Source organism: Streptomyces sp. NPDC001415 (assembly GCF_053597395.1).
Map to the genome: position 1 here is coordinate 363,949 of NZ_JBSFIE010000004.1, position 18,663 is coordinate 382,611.

Consider the following 18,663-nt stretch of genomic DNA (forward strand, 5'->3'; position numbering starts at 1 on the left):
AGACACAGGCACTTATCCGGTCCAGGTCCAGTCGGCGATCTCGGGCAGGTCGGTGCCGTGTTCGCGGATCCAGGCGTGGTGGCGGGCGCGGGTGTCGGCCATGGTCTGACGGACGCCCGCCGCACGGGTGGCCAGGCCCGGGACGCGGTCGATGACGTCCATGACCAGGCGGTACCGGTCGAGGTCGTTGCGCACGACCATGTCGAAGGGCGTGGTCGTGGTGCCGGATTCCTTGTAGCCGCGTACGTGCAGGTTCGCGTGACCGGCCCGGCGGTAGGCGAGGCGGTGGATCAGCCAGGGGTAGCCGTGGTAGGCGAAGATCACCGGCTTGTCGCGGGTGAACAGCGCGTCGTACTCCAAGTCGCCCATTCCGTGCGGGTGTTCCTCGTGAGGCAGCAGTTTCGCCAGGTCGACGACGTTGATCACCCGCACCGCGAGGTCGGGCAGATGGCGTCGGAGCAGCGCCGCCGCGGCAAGCACTTCCTGGGTCGGCACGTCGCCCGCGCAGGCGAGGACCACATCGGGCTCCCGGGTGCCGTCCTCCGTACCGGCCCATTCCCAGATCCCGGCGCCTCGTGCGCAGTGAACACGGGCCTCGTCCAGACAGAGCCAGTCGAAGCAGGGCTGTTTTCCGGCGACGACCACGTTGACGTAGTCGCGGGAGCGCAGGACGTGGTCGGCCACGGAAAGCAGCGTGTTGGCGTCCGGCGGCAGATAGACGCGTACGACGTCCGGGCTCTTGTTGAGCACGTGGTCGACGAAGCCGGGGTCCTGGTGCGAGAACCCGTTGTGGTCCTGGCGCCAGACGTGCGAGGTCAGCAGGTAGTTCAGGGACGGGATGGGGGCGCGCCAGGGCAGCTGCCGCGAGGTCTTCAGCCACTTGATGTGCTGGTTGACCATGGAGTCGACGATGTGGACGAACGCCTCGTAGCAGGAGAACAGGCCGTGGCGTCCCGTGAGGTTGTAGCCCTCCAGCCAGCCCTGGCAGGTGTGCTCGGAGAGGATCTCCATCACCCGGCCGTCCGAGCTGAGGTGTTCGTCGGTGTCCAGGGTCTCGGCCTGCCACGCCTTGCCGGTGACCTCGAACAGCGCACCCAAGCGGTTGGATTCGGTCTCGTCCGGGCCCACCACCCGGAAGTCCCGGCGTCCGGCCGTGTCGGCCATCACCTGGGCGAGCAGGCCGCCCAGGACGCGGGTCGGCTCGTGCAGGGTCGCGCCCGGCTTGTCGACGGGCACGGCGAAGTGCTCAAGGGGCGGGACGGGTAGGGCGCGGGTGAGCAGGCCGCCGTTGGCGTGCGGGTTCGCGCCGAGGCGCAGATCTCCGTCGGGTACGCAGGCCAGGACCTGCTCGGTGGGACGGCCCTCGGCGTCGAACAGCTCCTCCGGCCGGTACGAACGCAGCCACGCCTCCAACTGCCGCAGGTGGTCCGGGTTCTCGCGCACGTTCGCCAGCGGCACCTGGTGCGAGCGCCAGGTCCCCTCGACCGGCACGCCGTCGACCACCGCCGGCCCCGTCCAGCCCTTGGGGGTGCGCAGCACGATCATCGGCCGGCGCGAGCGGCCGCTCCCCTGCCTGCACTCGGCGATCCGCTCCAGGGCGTGGTCCATCGCGCGCGCCATGCTCAGGTGCACCTGGTCCGGGTCGGACCCGGTCACGTGCAGGGGTTCGTAGCCGTATCCCGTGAGGAGGGAGTCGAGCTCGTCCTCCGGGATGCGGGACAGGACCGTCGGGTTGGCGATCTTGTATCCGTTGAGGTGGAGGATCGGCAGGACCGCGCCGTCATGGACGGGGTCGAGGAACTTGTTGGAGTGCCAGGACGCGGCGAGCGGTCCGGTCTCCGCCTCGCCGTCGCCGATCACGCAGGCGACCAGCAGGCCGGGGTTGTCGAAGGCGGCGCCGTAGGCGTGGGCGAGGGAGTAGCCGAGTTCACCGCCCTCGTGGATCGAGCCCGGCGTCTCGGGCGCCACGTGGCTGGGCACGCCCCCGGGGAAGGAGAACTGGCGGAACAACTTGGCCATGCCCGTCGCGTCCCGGCTCACATCCGGGTACGTCTGCGCATAGGAGCCGTCCAGCCAGGAGTTGGCCAGCACAGCCGGACCTCCGTGACCCGGCCCCCAGACGCAGACCGCGTCCAGCCCACGGTCCTTGATCACCCTGTTGAGGTGGGTGTGGACCAGGTTGAGACCGGGCGAGGTGCCCCAGTGACCGAGCAGCCGCGGCTTGATGTGCTCGGGCCCGAGCGGCTCCGTCAGCAGCGGGTTGCCCATCAGATAGATCTGCCCGGCGGCGAGGTAGTTCGCGGCCCGCCAGTGGGCGTCCAGAGCGGCCAGGTTCACCGGTCGGCCTTTCGTCATGATCTGTCCTCTGCCTCGACGGTCCTTCCGGGTTCGCCCACGTCCGGGGGCGCCACAGGGGACGTTTCCACGGCCGGGCGCTGATGGGGAGGGGCGAACCGGCCCCAGCGGGGGACGTTCGGCCCCTGCCGGTCGGCGCGACTCGATCACCTTGCCGTTGGCCGCCACCGGCCCCACCCGTCCTCGCCCGTAGTGCCCGCCCGAGACACCCAGAAACACGCTGAGCTGATGGGGTTACCCCCACCGCGAAGTGGTGGTCAGCCGGATGGGCAGCGGCGTCCGCGTACGGCGATCGTGTCGTGACAGGGGTTCCGCTCACCGGGCGGCAGCGGCACGGCAGGAAGCCGGCTTCGCTCGATGGTGCTCCGGATGCCCGGGTGAAGGTCCACGAGGGGGAACAGTGAAACATCCTGAGAAGCACGTTCTCGCGCGCCGTACGGTGCTGGCCGGTGCGGCGTTGGCCGGGGCGGGCATGGTGTGGGGTACCGCGGGCAGTGCCGCCGCCGACGGGCCGGCGGAGCACCTGGCGCAGGGATCGGTGGACGCCGAGGTGGCTCGCCTTGAGCGAGGTCTGATCGCGCTACGGCGGAACATTCATCGGCACCCCGAGATGCCGGGCAAGGAGCGGCGCACCGCCGGTGCGGTGGCCCGCGAGCTGCGGGCGGCCGGGCTGACGGTCACCACCGGAGTGGGTGGTCACGGCGTCGTCGGCGTTCTGCGCGGCTCGCGTCCGGGCCGGACCGTCGCGTATCGGGCGGACATGGATGCGGTGCCGCCCCAGGACATCGTCGGGGGTGGCCCGGCAGCGGCCCACCTCTGCGGGCACGACATTCACACCACGGTGGCCGTAGGCGTCGCGCAGGTCCTGGCGCGGCTGCGGCGGCAACTGAGCGGAACGGTGGTGTTCGTCTTCCAGCCTGCCGAGGAGAACCTGACCGGGGCGCACGCGATGCTCGACGCGGGCGTGCTGGAGCGCACTCGCGTCGAGGAGATCCACGCGTTGCACTGCGGACCGTTCCCCGTCGGCCGGTTCGCTGTGGCTCCGGGTTACGGATTGCCGGGCCTGGACAAGGCCGAGGTGACTCTCGCAGGGCAGGACGCGCCCGATGCCGCGCGGCGGTTGGCCGCCGACCTCGGCGCGCTCTCGACGGTGACACCGCCCCGGACGCCCGGGGACATCGAGCAACTCATCACCGACGCTCAGACGCCCGACGGGCCGCTGGCGAGGTTCGTGACCGTCCGGGCCAGGGCGGAGGGGAGCAAGGTGAGCGTGTCCTACCGCTGCTGGCCGCAGGAGCGGTACACGGAGGTGCGCGAGGACATTCGCCGACTGGCCTCGCCCTACGCGGGCGCCGGGGTGAGGTTCCCCGTCGAGCCGTTCCCCGCCATGGTCTGCCCGGAACGCGAGACCCGTCTGCTCGCCCGCCACCTGCACCGCGCACTGGGCCGGGACGCGGTCACCGAACTCCATGCCGCCTTCCCGCCGTTCAGCGGCGAGGACTTCGCCCTCTATCTGAATCGTGTCCCCGGTACGTTCGCCTTCCTCGGCGTCCGTGCCCCCGGCGCCCCCGTCACAGCCTCCTACCCGCACTACCCCGACTTCGCCCCGGACGAGCGTGCCATCGGCATCGGCGTACGCGCGATGACCGGCTGGATCGCGGAGCGAACCGCAGGGCGCGGAGCCTGACGGGAGCGCCTGCCCCGTTCCGGCGCACACCTGCTGTGCGCCGGAACGGGGCAGGCGTAAGGAAACCGGGCGCGAGCGAGAGGTGCTCCTCCAGGAACACGGCCGCGCCCGTGGGAGGGCGTTGCCACCGCTCAGCCGACGTGACCCTCATGCCCGCCGTGACCGGACCCGTGCTCGAACTTCATCGCCTCCTTGGGCATGACGACGAACGGTCGCATCATTCCCATGTCCTCGTGCTCCAGCAGATGGCAGTGGTACATGAACCGTCCGTACGCCCCTTCGAACCGGCCCATCACGCGCAGAGCCTGGCCCCCGGGCACCCGGAAGACATCCTTGTGCCCGTGCTCGTTCGGCGCGAGGGGTATCTGCCGGTTCGGGTCGAACGCCACGGGAGTGCGCGTACCGCCCACCGTCGGGTCGAACCCCGACACGTCGTACGGATCGCGGCCGAGCATCTGGAAATCGGCCAGGTGGATGTGCATCGGGTGGGTCACGGGCGGGTTCACCGCGAGGTTGAGGAAGCTCCACTGCTCGTAGGCGCCTTCGGCGATCGTGAAGCCCAGGCCGTCGTTGAAGGTGCGTGCGATGCGACGGTACGTCTTCGTCGTGCCGTCCGCGCCGCGCACCTGGATGACGCCGTCGACCGGGAACCGCAGGTTCCCGGCGTCCTGGAGCTCGGCCATCTCCCAGATCTCCGGGTGCCCGCCGCCACCCTTCGTGCCGGGCGGGGTCAGTACGACGAGGCGGTGGCCGTGCGAGATGTCGTGCGTGAGCCTGCGGAACGAACCGGACAGGACGCTCGGCAGCTCGAAGCCGTCGCCCTCGCCCGGCTCCCCCGGGTCCTCGCACGTACCGACGCGGAACTCCATGACCTGCGGATAGCGCACGTCGCCCTCGGCGTCGGGGACGCCCGGTGCCGCGTTCGGCCCCTTGTTGACGAAGCGGACGGACCGGCCCGCGAGCGCCCGGAAGTCGATGAGGAGGTCCATCCGCTCCGCGGGGGCGACGGTGAGAGTGGGCAGAGCCTCGTCGAAGTCGACGGCCACGGGGCTCGGCATGAGGCCCCCGTCGCTGCCGATCTGGTGGAGGACGCCCTGCAGCGGCCGGTTGTCCTCGTCGACGAGGACCAGGTCGTAGATGCGGGCGTTGGACGCGTTGACCAGGCGGAAGCGGTACCAGGCGGGGTCCACGTCGGCGTACGGCCAGATGCGGCCGTTGACCGTCGTGTACGGACCCGTGAAGGGAAGCGACACCGGCTTGCCCGTCTCGGCGTTCTTCGGGTCGACGATGACCGTCTTGTGCAGCAGGCGGCCGTTGAGCCGTCCGTCGTCGTCCGTGTCCAGGTTGCGGTCGGCCAGCAGAAGCGGCAACTCCCGCCTTCCGGAGGGGAGTTGGAGTGCGTCCTCCTCGTCGTCCCTGACCAGGTAGGTGCCGTACAGGCCGGTGTGGACGTTCCACCGGGTGATGTTCATGGCGTGGTCGTGGTACCACCACTGCACCGCCCGGTGGTCGTTCGGGTACTCCGAGAGCTGGGCGTCGCCGTACCCCACGGCGTTGTCCGCCCAGCCGTCGTTGCCGCCGCCGGTACGGGCGCCGTGCAGGTGCGTCACCGTCCAGGCCGGCAGCGCCGCGACGTCCTTGCCGGGCTCCGCTCCGCCGCGCCCCGGCTCGGTGGACGGCGAGGGCGTGGCCCGCGGAACCTCCACGGACGTGACGGGATATTCACTGCCCTTCGGGACGCGGTTGGTCCACGCGACGCGCACCCTCTGGCCGCGCCGCACTTCAATGGTGGGTCCCGGTACGAGCCCCGCGTAGCCCCACATCAGGGTGGGCGGCAGCTGGGGGTGCAGCCTCACCCATGTCGGCCGTACGGCGATCTCGGTCTCCTCGCGTACGTCGCCGGAGGCGGGGCGCAGTACCGGCGGGACGGGCAACGGCGCGATGTACGGCGTCAGTTCACCGTCCTTCGGGGTCGGTGAGACCTCGCCGGTCAGCCGGTCCGCGACGCGTTCGATGATGTCGGTCACGATGGAACACCCCCGTGTTCTCGTCTTGTGCACCGCGGCGCAGGTCAACACGTGCGGTGCTCCCCGTCGGGCGGCCCGGTCAACGGCCACCCACACCACCAGACGCCCGATGCACCACGAAAGTTCACTGAATTCCTCATTCCGGACGAAAGTCCCGCGAAGTCGTCCGGTGCCGGCTCCGGGACGCCGCAGTGCATCCGCGCGGCCACCCCAGCCGAAAGGTGACCCAGGTCATAGTCGACCGGTGTCACGGTCTCGGGGTCGGGCGGTGTCCTATGGACGTCCGAATCGACCCGGCACGCGGGGAGTCCGGCCCGGCCGCCTGACCTGGCCGGCACCGCACTGGAATTGTGGAAGCGAAAGGAGCATCGCCATGAAGGCCATGATCGTGTGTGTTTCCGTGTCGCACGGCAACACGAAGAGGATCGCCGACGTCATGGGAAACGTCCTCGACGCCCCTGTCGTCACCCCTGAACAGGTCGATCCCGAAGAACTCTCTGCCTGCGACCTCGTGGGATTCGGCTCGGGGATCTTCTTGATGGCCTTCCATCCGCGACTGCGCGAGTTCATCCTGGCCCTCCCGGAGGAGCAACGGGGCAAGGCATTCGTCTTCTCCACCAGCGGGCTCCCCGAGACCCCGCTCCGGCCCTTCACCCGCCCTCTTCTGCAGCTGCTCGCGGAGAAGGGTTTCGAGGCGGTCGACGCCTTCTCGTGCCGCGCGTTGGACACCTGGTTCCCGTTCAAGCCCATCGGCGGTATCAGGAAGCAGCGCCCCAACGGAGATGACTTGGAGGCGGCGCGGACGTTCGCCGAGGGGCTGCGAGCGCGGTTTCACACCTCGTCCCGGCCGGTCTGACAGGCCCGTCCGCCCGGACCCTCCTGCCGTGGGTCCGGGCGGTCCTGCACGGTGTGGTCAGCCTCGTGCCTGGGCGTCGAGCCAGTCTCGGACCAGTTCGTCGTTGGGCGATTCCAGCAGGGCGAAATGGTCGATCGGCAGCTTGTCCACGGCGTCGTCCGACAGGACGTCCCGCCACTGGCCGATCGCGCGTCCACCCGTCCACGGCCTGTCGCCGTCGGCCGTGACAGTGGTCGGTCCGCGGCGGGCGTAGTCGATCCGGCCACCGGTGTCGCCCTGCAGGATACGCACCCGCAGCCCGTCGGGGGCGCTCAACAGCAGGCCGTCGAGAACCCGCGCGTTGGATTCGTACACCGCCCAGGCATCCTCGATCTCCTGCCGGCCGGCGTCCCGCGCCAGGGTTCCCGCGTCCTTGGCGGCCGCGGTGACCGCGGCCAGGTCGAACCCGCCGTGTTCGTCGACGAACCGCTGGGCGGGGACAGTGATCGACCAGCCGACGCGAACGAAGATGTCGAACGCGTCCTCCACGCGGACGCGGTGGGCGCCGGGGTCCGGCGGGTCGATGAGCAGGGCCCGCACCGCGTCACCGCAGTGGTCGCGCAACCGGCGGGCGACCTCGTAGCCGAACACGCCGCCCAGCGAGAACCCGGACACACAGATGGTGCCGAACCGTTGGATGTCATGGGCGAGCAGGACCTCGGCGAGTCCGTCGGCGAGTGCCGCCATGCCCTTGCCGGACAGCTCGGGAGGGGTCTCCATGGCCCATACCGTGTCGTCGGCGGGCAGCAGTCTGGACAGGGACGCGTACCGGGTGACCGCGCCGGAGAGCGGCGGCAGGAAGACCCACAGCCGGTCCTGTCCCGCCGGACGCATCTGTACGAGGGTGGTGCCGGTGGTGTGGTGCGCGGTCGGTATCCCGTCGCGGCGATCGGTCAACAGGCGGGCCAGGGCGTCGAATTGGGGGGTCCGGTACAGCTCTGCGGCGCGCAGGCTCACGTTCAGCCGGCCGCGCACCTCGGTGATCAGCTCGATCGCCCGGACCGAGTTGCCGCCGGCCGCGAAGAAGCTCGTCGACGCGTCCTGGGGCGGGGCACCGAGGACCTGTCGCCAGGCCAGCCGCAGTTGCGCGGTCACGTCCCCCGGGTCGGCGTCCTCCGCGACGTCCGTGCTCGGCAGGGATTTCGCCCGGTCGAGCAGCGCCGCCCGGTCGACCTTGCCTCGCGACGTCAGCGGGAACTCGTCGAGGACGGTGACGCGCGAGGGCACCATGTAGTCGGGCAGGGCGGCGGCGAGCCGCCGCACGATCGCCGCCTCGGGGTCCGCCGGCCACGCAAGGCTCTTGTCGAGCCGGACGTAGGCGGCGAGGAGTCGGCCGCCGGCGCTCTCGAACGGCACGACCACCGCGTCGACGACGAAGTCGATGGACAGGAGCCGGGAGACGACTTCACCGGGTTCCACCCGGAAGCCGCCGTTCACCTTGACCTGTGCGTCGAAGCGGCCGTGCAGGTCGTAGCCGCCGTCACCCTTCGCGGTGGCCACGTCGCCGGTGCGGTAGGACCACGCTCCGTCGATCAGGCAGAAGGCCGAGGACGACGCCGCCTGTCCGAGATAGCCGCGGCCGACGGCGACGCCCTGGATGACGAGACCGGATGCGTCGCCCTCGTCGCCGAGGGGTTCGAGAAGGAACCGGACGCCCTCGATCGGCGCTCCGATCGCGATGGCGTCGCCGGGCAGCAGGTCCCGGTAGCAGACGACGACGGCCGTCTCGGTCGGGCCGTACCCGTTCACCACGCGGGTGCCTCCCGGCGCGACGGTCGCCCAGGCGGCCACCGCACCCTGGGTCGGCGCCTCGCCGCCGGCCATCACCAGCCGCAGGCCCGGTGCGGTGTGCGCAGCCGACTCGGCCAGCTCGGCGCCGAACCTGTTGAACACGCCCGTCGGCAGGCTGAGCACGGTGATGCCGAGCCGACGGCAGTGGTGCAGGAAGTCCTCGGCTCCGCCGTACACGAACGCCTCGTCCCGGAAGACGAGTTCACAGCCGGCGACCATCGACGTGCAGATCTGTTCGAGCGCGAGGTCGAAGGCGATCGAGGAGAAGAGCAGTCGGGTGTCGTCCGGGGTCAGGCCGTACCAGTCAATGGTGCGCAGGACGTGGTTGTCCAAGGCGGCCTGCTCGACGACGGCGCCCTTGGGGACGCCGGTCGACCCCGAGGTGTAGGCGACGTACGCGGCGGGAGAGGTGCGCCGGACCAGCCGTTCGTCGAGCGGCGGCCCCGGCCGCGGGCCGCGCGTGGGCCCCGCCTCGGTGATCAGCGCGGCCGGACCGCAGTCGTCGATGATCAACTGCTTGCGGCTGTCCGGCAGATCAGGTTCCAGCAGGGTGAACGCCGCGCCGACCCGGCCGACCGCGGCCATCGCGACGACGGTGTCGAAGCCGACCGGCAGGTCGATGACCACGACGTTCTCCGCCCCGACGCCGAGTTCGCGCAGGTGCGCGGCCAAGGTGTCCGCGGCTGCGGCGAGTTCGCGGTAGCTCAGTGTGCTCTCGCCACGGGACAACGCGGTCTTCTGGGGACGCTCGACCGCGTGAGCGGCGATCGCGGCATACAGCGTGCCGCCGGTTTCCGAAGTCATCAGGCGTTGGCCTTTCGCGTACTGGGGAGGGCAGAGGTACTCGTGGTGGCGGCGGTGGGCAGGATCGCCAGGCTTGCGATCACGGCGACGGACGCCACCGCCGCGCCGGTGATCCAGGCGGCGACCAGGCCGGAGCTCACGCTGTCGGCGAACCACGTCGCGGCCTGCCCGGATCCGTGGGCGAGCAGGTCGTAGCCCTCGTTCACCGATCGGGCGGCAGTGGGCAGTTCGGGTGCCGAGCCGATGCGGTTCCCGTAGCCCGTCGAGAACACCAGGCCCATCACCGCGACGCCTCCGGCGCCCCAGATCTGCTGGAACATGGCGTTCACGGAGGAACCGACACCCGCGTCGGCCGGTCGCAGACTGGTGACGATCAGCGTCAGCGCCGGCCCGACGGACAGCCCCATGCCGAGCCCGCAGCACAGCAGCCCCGCGGCGAGCAGCGGATAGCGCAGATCCGCGGCGGCCATCGCGCACAGGGCGCAGCCGAGCGCACCGAGGCCGAGCCCGGTGGCCACCGTGGCCCTGGCCCCGATCCGCTGGGTGACCGCGACGCAGGACAGGGAGGCGACGGTCAGTCCCACCGCGAGCGGAAGCAGGCCCGCGCCGGCCTGCAAGGGGCTCCAGCCCAGGCCGTACTGGGTGAACTGACCGGCCAGGAACACGGTGCCGAACAGGGCGAAGAACAGTCCGGACATGGCCACGACGGCGCCGGTGAACGTACGCGTGCGAAAGTAGCCGAGGTCGAACAGCGGCCGGTCGCTGCGCCGTTCATGGACGGTATACCCGATCAGCGTCAGCAGGCCGACGGCGCCGAGGCCGAACCGCAGCCAGCCGGGGAGCCGGTCGTCGACGGCGAAGATGATCGCCGAGGCGAACACCGCGACACCGATCAGGAGCAGTACCGCCCCGAGGGGGTCGGGGCGCCTTGTGACGGGCTCCGGTTCCCGGTGCCGGACGAGGGTGGCGGTGCCGAACAGGGCGATCACGCCGACCGGCACGTTGATCAGGAAGATCGATCCGTACCAGAACCGGGTGAGCAGCAAGCCGCCGAGTACCGGGCCGATGGCCACGCCGAGACCGACGACGGCCGGCCACAGGGCCAGCACGCGCCGCCTGCCGCTGTCGGTGAGTTCGCCGGCGAACAGCTTGAAGATGCTCGGCACGATGAACGCCGCACCGATGCCCATGCCCGCACGGGACAGCACCAGCATGGATACCGAGGGCACGAACGCCCCGAGGAGCGAGGCGGCCGTGAACACGCTGACGCCCACGGCGTAGGAGCGACGCGCGCCCACTCGGTCGACGACACTGCCCGCGATGATCAGCGACGAGGCGAAGACCAGCATGTACGCGTCGATCGCGAACTGCACGTCCGGCGTGCCCGCCCCCAATGAGGCAGATATTCTCGGCACCGCGGTATTGATGATGGAATTGTCCGCGGACACCATGAAAAGGCTCAGGTACGCGGTGCCGACGACACCCATGGTGCGTGGCATCATCTTCGGTCTGCTTGCGGTCAGGGACACGTGGTTCTCGATCTTCTCTAAGGCCTGCGGCCGGCCGTTGACCAGAAAATCGACGGCGCCCACAAAGTGCACATGCCGGGCAGCAGAATCGAGGATTGTCGCTGTTCTGCGCCACGGCGACGGGGAGGAAGATGCAGGGAGACTTTCCGGCTGATGGCCTGGCATGCCCCCGACGTGCGAGCCATTTTCGGCTCGCCGGTTTCCGACGCTATCAGCCGACCGCCGGGAAGATCAATCACAGGTGACCTGGATCACACCAGCACGCCGACAGGCCGCCCACCAGGGGCAATGGCACCTCTCCCGCACGGTTGAAACCGGCCATTCCGGTAATTCCCAGCCACTCTGCCAGTATTTCAATGATGATTTTGACTCTGCCTCAAATACATGGACGCGACGAAAATACGAGAGTTGACTGCCCTTGTCGCAGCGCCGGACTCGCAATCCGGCAACGCATCGAACGAAAGCGTCCCCTCCGTCACGGTGAGGGAATTCCACAAGGAGCGTTAATGACTGTTGAAGCTGCTATCGGGGCCAACTGGACCATCGCTCCAGAGTTCGTGTTCACGGATGCGGAGCGCGAAGCCCTTGAGTCTTCGCTCGACGCCATCACCGCCAACCCTTACCGCCTTTACGACGCGCACCGCTTCCAGGTGGGCCGGCTCATCGCCGAGGGCGTGGTACCTGAGCGCTTCCGCGCGTACGTCGATTCGCTGGCAACCCGTGACCGTGCCGCCGAGCCCGTCGTGGTCCTCAAGAACGTCCCGTACGACCGCGATGTCCCGGTCTTCGACTTCGACCAGCCGGTACGTTCCAAGTACGAGCTCAAGAAGACGTTCGTCGCCGAGGGGTTCCTCGCGCTGTTCGCCCAGCTCGCGAACACCCCGGCCATCGGGTACGTCAACGTCAACGACGGCGACGTCTTCCAGGACATCTACCCGCAGCGACATCTGCAGGGCAGCCAGTCGCAGAAGGCCCTCAAGCAGATCCACTTCCACAAGGACCTCGCCAACCACTTCGTGCGGCCCGACCAGGTGTACATGGTCGGCATGCGCAGCAACCCGGTGAACGAGGTCTACACCTCCTTCGTCCGGAACATCGACGTCATCGCTTCCTTCACCGAGGAGGAGCTGACGCTGCTGCGCTCCAGCGAGTTCTACACCCCCTTCGACGACCTGAGCACGATGGGCGGCGGCCGGGTTCAGCTCGGTGAAGCGGACCTGCACCCGATCATCGGTGGCCGGGGCCCGGAGGACCTGCGGTTCTTCGAGAACCGGACCGTGGGGGTCACCGAGGCCGCGAAGGCCATCGTCCCCAAGGTCGCCGAAACCCTGCATGCCCTCAAGCGGCGGGTGTTCATCGAGCCCGGCGACTTCGTGATCACGTACAACAACCACACGATCCACGCCAAGGAGGTCGTCAACGTCGGTGACCCCGAGGCGCTGCAGAGCCGCTGGATCATCAAGACGGTGAACGTCGATGACATGGCACCCCACGAGGCCCACCTGGTCCCCGGCACCGACCACCTGATCAACGGCTGACCCACCGTACGGCGAACCCTGAAGGGGGCCCGGCACGGCCCGTTGTGCCCGTCCCTTTCCGGGGCGTGCACAACGGTTGGTCCGCTTCCTCAGAGTGTCTGGGGGAGCATGACCGGCTCCGTGGTGAGCTGCGCCGTGATGAGGGCCGAACCGACCGGCGTCAGAACATGGTTGACCGCCTTGCCGACGCGATGGGTGGCGACCAGGCCGCCGTTGCGCAGGGCGGTGACGTGTACGGAGGCGGTGCCCGCGCTGACGCCGAGCCGGTCGGCCAGTTCGGTGGTACCGCAGCCCGCGCCGATGTTGAGGAGCGCCGCCGCTCGGCCGCGGCCGAGGAGCGCGCCGAGCCGGGTGGGTGCCACCGCCTCGCCGTCCTCCCAGAGCCTGCCGTGTCCGGACGCGGGGTAGGTGATGACCGTCCCCGACTCGCTGGTCAGCAGCACCCGGGTCTGTTGGAAGACCGAGGGCACCAGGATCAGCCCGCGCCCGGCGCATCCGGGCGCGTCCCGCACCTCGCGAACGGTGAGACCGGGCAGGTTGTCGACGACGTGGCGGACTCCGAGTGCCGCCAGGTTGTGGGCGCGCAGCGCTACGTCGGACTCCAGTGCGGTCCTGATGCGGGGCCAGTCGTCGGCGAGGCAGTCCCGGAAGAACTCCCGCGCCGGTTCCTCCAGCGGCCCCAGTGCCGAGAAATCGGCCTCCTGGCGGCCGGTCGCCACCCCTTGGCGGCGGAGCAACTGGCCTGCCGTCAAACGAATCCGGTGCTGAACCTCGGCTCGTCGGAAGGTGAGTGCGTCCCGCCTTCCGAACGTCGGACCGCGCCGGGACCGGCCGCGCAGGGCCGGGTGCTGTCTGCACAGGGCTTCGCCCGCCGCCAGTACTTCGAGGAGCGGCGAGACGAGGAAGCGGCAGTTGGAGAGGTCACTCGCTGAAACGGTCAGCACCACGCGGCCGTTGTGCTCCGGTTGAGCCGGGATCGGCAGGAGGGCTCGCTGTCGGGTCGGCGTCGGCGGAGGCTGAGTAATCGTGGTTGTAGACATCGGGTGTGGTTCCCTCACATCGACCTTCATGACTGTCGGTGGTATCCACGGGGGGGTGCGGGCGGTCACTGAGTCGTGTTCCGCGGCGCCGGGCCGGCGGACTCCCTCTGCGCGCCTCATCCCGAAGGCCCGTCGCAACGGGTCGGGGTATCTCAGGCAAGTGGGGTGGCCCGGCCCCGGCATGTCGGGGCCGGGACCGGGCGGTGTGCTCAGGCCGATCGGCGGGGGCCGGTCAGAACCCGCTCGCACCGAAAGCTGTACGAGCCGTTGCTCATACGCTCCGCTCTTGGATGGAGATGACGTTCACCAGCTTGTCGAGCTGCTGGATGACCTGCTCCAGCGGACGCTCGTCCACATCGACCACGATCGTCATCTGCGAGGTGGCGGATTCGTCCGTGGGACGCACCGACAGCGAGTCGATGTTGAACCCCCGGCGGGAGAAGAGTCCGGCGATCCGCGTGAGCGCGCCGGACTTGTTCTCGACCCGGACGAAGAGTGTGTGCTTGGGCATGGCGTTTCCTACTCCTCGTCGTCACCGAAGTCGGGACGGATGTCACGCGCGGCCATGATCTCGTCGTTGGAGGTGCCGGCGGCGACCATCGGCCAGACCATGGCGTCCTCGTGGACGATGAAGTCGATGACGACGGGGACGTCGTTGATCGCCATCGCCTTCTCGATGGTCACATCGAGCTGGTCGGGGGATTCGCAGCGCAGCGCGTAGCAGCCCATGGCCTCGGCGAGCTTCACGAAGTCCGGGACGCGGGTACCACGGTTGGGCTCGTTGTCCGGCGCCTCGCCGGTGTGCAGCACGGTGTTGGAGTACCGCTGCCCGTAGAAGAGGGTCTGCCACTGGCGGACCATGCCGAGGACCCCGTTGTTGATGATCGCGACCTTGATCGGGATGTTGTTCAGCGCGCAGGTGGCCAGTTCCTGATTGGTCATCTGGAAACAGCCGTCGCCGTCGATCGCCCAGACCGCCGTCTCCGGCCGGCCCGCCTTGGCGCCCATCGCGGCAGGGACGGCATAGCCCATCGTTCCCGCGCCGCCGGAGTTGAGCCAGGTGTGGGGCTTGTCGTACGTGATGAACTGCGAGGCCCACATCTGGTGTTGGCCCACACCCGCCGCGACGATCGCGTTCCCGTCGGTGAGTTGGCCGATGCGCCGGATCACCTGCTGGGGCGAGAGGGAGCCCTCCGGCGCCGGCTCGTGGCCCAGCGGGTAGGTGCTGCGCCACTGGTCGAGCTGCTCCCACCACGCCGAGTAGTCGCAGGTCTTCTCGGGGTTCTCCGCGTCCTTGAGTACGTTCTGGACGGCGGCGGTGAGGTCGGTCAGCACCTCACGGGCGTCTCCGACGATCGGGACGTCCGCGAACCGGTTCTTGCCGATCTCGGCGGGGTCGATGTCGGCGTGCACGATCGCGGCGTGCGGCGCGAAGCCGTCGAGCTTGCCGGTGACCCGGTCGTCGAACCGAGCGCCCAGGGCGACGATCAGGTCGGCCTTCTGGAGCGCCGTCACCGCGGCGACCGTGCCGTGCATGCCGGGCATGCCCAGGTGTTGCGGGTGGCTGTCGGGGAAGGCGCCGATGCCCATGAGTGTCGTGGTGACGGGGATCCGGGCCAGTTCCGCCAGGGCCTTCAGCTCGGCGGTCGCCCGCGCCTTGAGCACACCGCCACCGACGTAGAGCACCGGCCGCTCGGCCTCGCCGATCAGCCGGGCGGCTTCTTGGATCCGTTTGCCGTGCGGTTTGGTGACGGGCCGGTAGCCGGGCAGCCGGAGGTCCGTCGGCCACCGGAACACCGTGGTCTTCTGCAGCGCGTCCTTGGTGATGTCGACCAGGACGGGCCCCGGTCGGCCGGTGGAGGCGATGTGGAAGGCTTCGAAGATCGCGCGGGGAATGTCGTCCGGGTCCGTGACGAGGAAGCTGTGCTTGGTGATGGGCATGGTGATGCCACAGATGTCGGCTTCCTGGAAGGCATCCGTGCCGATCAGTGAACTCGCCACCTGGCCGGTGATGGCCACGATGGGCACGGAGTCCATATAGGCGTCGGCGATCGGGGTGACCAGATTGGTCGCTCCCGGACCGCTCGTCGCCATGCAGACCCCGACTTTTCCGGTGGCCTGGGCGTACCCGGTCGCGGCATGGCCCGCGCCCTGTTCGTGCCGCGCCAGAATGTGACGCACCTTGGTCGAATCCATGAGGGCGTCGTACGCCGGGGTAATCGCTCCGCCGGGGATGCCGAACGCGATGTCGACACCCACTTCTTCAAGGGAACGTACGAGGGACTGAGCCCCCGTCATGGTCTCGGAGGGGTTTGAGGGGACGGGTGTTCCTACGGTCTGGGTCATGGTTCTGTATTTCTGTTCTTGGCGCCGCTCCAGGCAGGGCGAGCTGCCCGAGGAACCCGAATACCGAAGCCGCCCAGCGAATTCGGCAGCGGATACATGCTCAGCGAGTACGACTCCGTACGGCGAAATTCCCGACCATACGGCCAGGTCGGGGGCTTGCCGGCGTTCCGGCATCGTCGTAGGTACGAGCGCTGGTGAAGATCCATCCAAATCCGCTCACGGAGGAGTCGGCCGGGCGCGATGGAGCACGGAAGTCACTACGGGACGGAGATCAGATGGGATGGCGGACGCCGAGGCGTCACACATTGATCACGTGAAGCGGCAGGATGTGCCGACACAGAAACCCGGAACTCGACGCATTGTCTGCGCCCACACCTCGGGCGCGAACGCGGGTCTGCGCTCACACCTCAGGCATGCGGTGTCCGACGGGCCGGGCCCATCGGTTTGTGATGCGTATCCGCTGGTGAGCGGATGTTGATCATAAGCACAGGTGATCGGCGGAGGGAAACGGGTTCTCAAATACTGGGAGCCTGTTGCTCTTTGGCCCTTGGCCGGTGTAACTGGGGGCCGTCATCCCGCGCGGGCGATCTTGAGAGGCTTCATCCCGGAAGACTGGTGCGGCTCCCTATCGGGAGGGCGTTGGCCCCGCGGATCCGTCCCGTCAGACACTACCGCCGCGCATCCGACCACAGGTGGTTTCATTCAACTCACCTATGGCGACGCAGAGTTGGGCTGCTTTCCAGCACCGAAAACCAGGATGAAGGATTGGAACCCCGGAGCCAGGTGAGCGACACGGTTCACCGCGCCGTGAACAATGGCGATGGTCAACTCATCAGCTCCTGACCCGAGTTGCCAGACATGCCACGTCCAGGCAGCGCCGCACTCCGGGCAGAAATGTCGCCGTCGACCGCGGTGGGACAGCGAGGTGATCGCCGAAGGGACAGACCCCGAGGGGATCGGCCGATGACATCCAGCCAGCCACCCTCCGTACATCCTTGGCCTGGATTTTTGAGTGCGGCTGCTCGTCAGCCAGAATGACAGGCGATGACCGCCGCACCTTCTGGGCCGGCTACCGCCGGTTACAGCCCCTTCGCCCACCTCACTGCCCCCAACGCTCCTCTCTACCGACAGGTGATGCGGGCCTTCCTGGCTGCCAAGGAGCGCTTCGCGGTCCATCTGCGTCCCGATGACGTGCTGGCCGCGCTGCCCACGCAGGACAGGTCGGTCGAGTTGGACGCCGTGGTCAAGGCGCTCGACAGCCTGGTGGAGTGGGGCAATCTGCGCGCCGACCCGGACACCGCACGGGTCACCGCCGTCGAGGACTTCTACCGCAAGCGGTTCATCTACCAGCTCACCCAGGCCGGGGAGGCCGCCGAGGAGGCGCTGTCCTCCTATGACGAGGCGCTGGGGCGGCGCGGCGCACTGCAGGCCGTCGCCCTGCACGACATCGTGACCCAGCTGCGCGCCCTGCTGGTCCTGGCCGCCGAGCAGGCGCCTGATCCAGCCAAAACGCATCTCGCGCTCGACGCGCTGGCCAGCCGGTTCGCTGCGCTCGCCGACAACGCACGGGCCTTCATGGGCTCCCTGCAACGCACCATCGACCTCCACGGCGTAGAGGAGGAGGCCTTCCTCGCGTACAAGGACCATCTGATCCAGTACCTGGAACGGTTCATCCAGGACCTGATCACCCTCGGCGGGCGCATCGCCCAGCTGGTCCTCGAACTCGACGACCGCATCCCGCCGTTGCTGCGCACGGCGGCGGCACGCGAGGCCACCGACGCCTCGCCCGAGCAGGCGGCGCACGCCGAACAGGAGGCCTTCGAGCGGTGGGCAGGGCGCTGGGCGGGGCTGGCCGGCTGGTTCGTGAGCCGGGACGGGCGTGAGTCGCAGGCGCGACTGCTGCGCGGCCGCGCACTCGGGGCCGTACCGCAACTCCTGGCCGTGGTCCGGGCTTTGAACGAGAGGCGCGCCGGGCGTTCGGACCGCTCCGCCGATTTCCGCACCCTGGCCCGCTGGTTCGCGGAGGCCCCCGACGACGCCGCGCGGCACCGGCTGTGGCGCACGGCCTTCGGCCTCTACCCCGCCCGCCACCTCAGCGTCGACGCCGAAACGCTCGCCGAGCGCATCGCCCGCCCCGTACCTGCCGCCACCCCGTGGGGCGCGGCCGAGCCACTGCGGATCAGCCCCCAACTGCGCCGCACCGGGAGTTATGAGCGGCGCGGCAGGGCTCGCAAGGTCGAGGACCGCTCGGCCGCCCGGCGCCATCTGGCCGAGCTCGCCGCCAAGCAGGCCTGTGAGGCGGTCGCCGCCCGCGCCCGCCTCGCCACCCATGGCGCGACCCGCCTGTCCGAGCTGGGCGAACTCGACCCGCTGGCGTTCGGGCTCTTCCTCCTGTTGCTCGGCGACGCGCTCGCCACCTGGCGTCCGGGCATGACCCGCACCAGCGCGACCAGCAACGACGGGTCCATGGAGATCCGGCTCACCGCACTCACGGATGGCCGGACCGCGGAGGTCCACACCCCGGGTGGCACCTTCCGCGGCCCCGACCACATCATCGAGATCATCGACCTGACGGGGAGAGAAGAGCGATGAATGCCCGCATCCACCTGTCCCTGGAAAAAGAGCCGGTGAGCATCGGCGTCGAGGCCACC

At 69.2% G+C, this 18,663-nt stretch carries 10 protein-coding genes and 1 pseudogene; 4 read left to right on the plus strand and 7 right to left on the minus strand.

The features are described from left to right. Positions 1 to 12: 12 nt before the first annotated feature. Positions 13 to 2,355, minus strand: a complete 2,343-nt coding sequence (locus ACWC2B_RS07810) for a phosphoketolase family protein (protein WP_450715550.1) — start codon at positions 2,353 to 2,355, stop codon at positions 13 to 15. A gap of 472 nt (positions 2,356 to 2,827) precedes the next feature. On the opposite strand from ACWC2B_RS07810, the gene ACWC2B_RS07815 reads away from it, so the two are divergent. Then, positions 2,828 to 4,042 carry a M20 metallopeptidase family protein gene (locus ACWC2B_RS07815; RefSeq protein WP_450715580.1) on the plus strand — a complete coding sequence of 405 codons (1,215 nt, stop codon included), beginning with the start codon at positions 2,828 to 2,830 and terminating at the stop codon, positions 4,040 to 4,042. A 131-nt stretch (positions 4,043 to 4,173) separates the two neighbouring features. On the opposite strand, the gene phsA is transcribed toward ACWC2B_RS07815, so the two are convergent. Further along, positions 4,174 to 6,069, minus strand: a complete 1,896-nt coding sequence (gene phsA / locus ACWC2B_RS07820) for an O-aminophenol oxidase PhsA (RefSeq protein WP_450715551.1) — start codon at positions 6,067 to 6,069, stop codon at positions 4,174 to 4,176. Between the two features lie 373 nt (positions 6,070 to 6,442). On the opposite strand from phsA, the gene ACWC2B_RS07825 reads away from it, so the two are divergent. Continuing rightward, on the plus strand, positions 6,443 to 6,925 hold the full coding sequence (locus tag ACWC2B_RS07825) for a flavodoxin family protein (protein WP_450715552.1): 483 nt from the start codon (positions 6,443 to 6,445) through the stop codon (positions 6,923 to 6,925). A 57-nt stretch (positions 6,926 to 6,982) separates the two neighbouring features. On the opposite strand, the gene ACWC2B_RS07830 is transcribed toward ACWC2B_RS07825, so the two are convergent. Together ACWC2B_RS07830 and ACWC2B_RS07835 are read right to left on the minus strand one after the other, a co-directional pair. After that, the gene (locus tag ACWC2B_RS07830; RefSeq protein ID WP_450715553.1) at positions 6,983 to 9,559 is read right to left on the minus strand and encodes an AMP-binding protein; all 2,577 of its coding nucleotides are present in this window, start codon (positions 9,557 to 9,559) and stop codon (positions 6,983 to 6,985) included. Then, on the minus strand, positions 9,559 to 11,151 hold the full coding sequence (locus ACWC2B_RS07835) for an MFS transporter (protein WP_450715554.1): 1,593 nt from the start codon (positions 11,149 to 11,151) through the stop codon (positions 9,559 to 9,561). The genes ACWC2B_RS07830 and ACWC2B_RS07835 overlap by 1 nt, the downstream gene beginning before the upstream one ends. 443 nt (positions 11,152 to 11,594) lie before the next feature. On the opposite strand from ACWC2B_RS07835, the gene ACWC2B_RS07840 reads away from it, so the two are divergent. Next, positions 11,595 to 12,626: a hypothetical protein gene (locus tag ACWC2B_RS07840; protein WP_450715555.1), complete on the plus strand. Its 1,032-nt coding sequence runs from the start codon at positions 11,595 to 11,597 to the stop codon at positions 12,624 to 12,626. A gap of 89 nt (positions 12,627 to 12,715) precedes the next feature. On the opposite strand, the gene ACWC2B_RS07845 is transcribed toward ACWC2B_RS07840, so the two are convergent. The 3 genes and pseudogenes from ACWC2B_RS07845 to ACWC2B_RS07855 form a co-directional block, all read right to left on the minus strand. Further along, positions 12,716 to 13,573 (minus strand): hypothetical protein, encoded by an 858-nt coding sequence (locus ACWC2B_RS07845; protein ID WP_450715556.1) that lies wholly within the window; start codon positions 13,571 to 13,573, stop codon positions 12,716 to 12,718. A gap of 376 nt (positions 13,574 to 13,949) precedes the next feature. After that, a pseudogene (gene ilvN, locus ACWC2B_RS07850) lies at positions 13,950 to 14,177 on the minus strand (acetolactate synthase small subunit); the annotation flags it as partial. Positions 14,178 to 14,185: 8 nt separating this feature from the next. Continuing rightward, on the minus strand, positions 14,186 to 16,186 hold the full coding sequence (locus ACWC2B_RS07855) for an acetolactate synthase large subunit (protein WP_450715557.1): 2,001 nt from the start codon (positions 16,184 to 16,186) through the stop codon (positions 14,186 to 14,188). 870 nt (positions 16,187 to 17,056) lie between these two features. On the opposite strand from ACWC2B_RS07855, the gene ACWC2B_RS07860 reads away from it, so the two are divergent. Next, entirely contained in the window at positions 17,057 to 18,604 is a 1,548-nt protein-coding gene (locus tag ACWC2B_RS07860; RefSeq protein ID WP_450715558.1) for a TIGR02677 family protein, read from the plus strand. Positions 18,605 to 18,663: the final 59 nt, after the last annotated feature.

What these genes read in the sequence shown, in the direction of transcription:
- ACWC2B_RS07825 (WP_450715552.1), top strand. Translation starts at nt 6,443, where the DNA reads ATGAAGGCCATGATCGTGTGTGTTTCCGTGTCGCACGGCAACACGAAG.
- ACWC2B_RS07840 (WP_450715555.1), top strand. Translation starts at nt 11,595, where the DNA reads ATGACTGTTGAAGCTGCTATCGGGGCCAACTGGACCATCGCTCCAGAG.
- ACWC2B_RS07830 (WP_450715553.1), bottom strand. Translation starts at nt 9,559, where the DNA reads ATGACTTCGGAAACCGGCGGCACGCTGTATGCCGCGATCGCCGCTCAC.
- ACWC2B_RS07860 (WP_450715558.1), top strand. Translation starts at nt 17,057, where the DNA reads ATGACCGCCGCACCTTCTGGGCCGGCTACCGCCGGTTACAGCCCCTTC.
- ACWC2B_RS07855 (WP_450715557.1), bottom strand. Translation starts at nt 16,186, where the DNA reads ATGCCGGAACGCCGGCAAGCCCCCGACCTGGCCGTATGGTCGGGAATT.
- ACWC2B_RS07810 (WP_450715550.1), bottom strand. Translation starts at nt 2,355, where the DNA reads ATGACGAAAGGCCGACCGGTGAACCTGGCCGCTCTGGACGCCCACTGG.
- ACWC2B_RS07815 (WP_450715580.1), top strand. Translation starts at nt 2,828, where the DNA reads ATGGTGTGGGGTACCGCGGGCAGTGCCGCCGCCGACGGGCCGGCGGAG.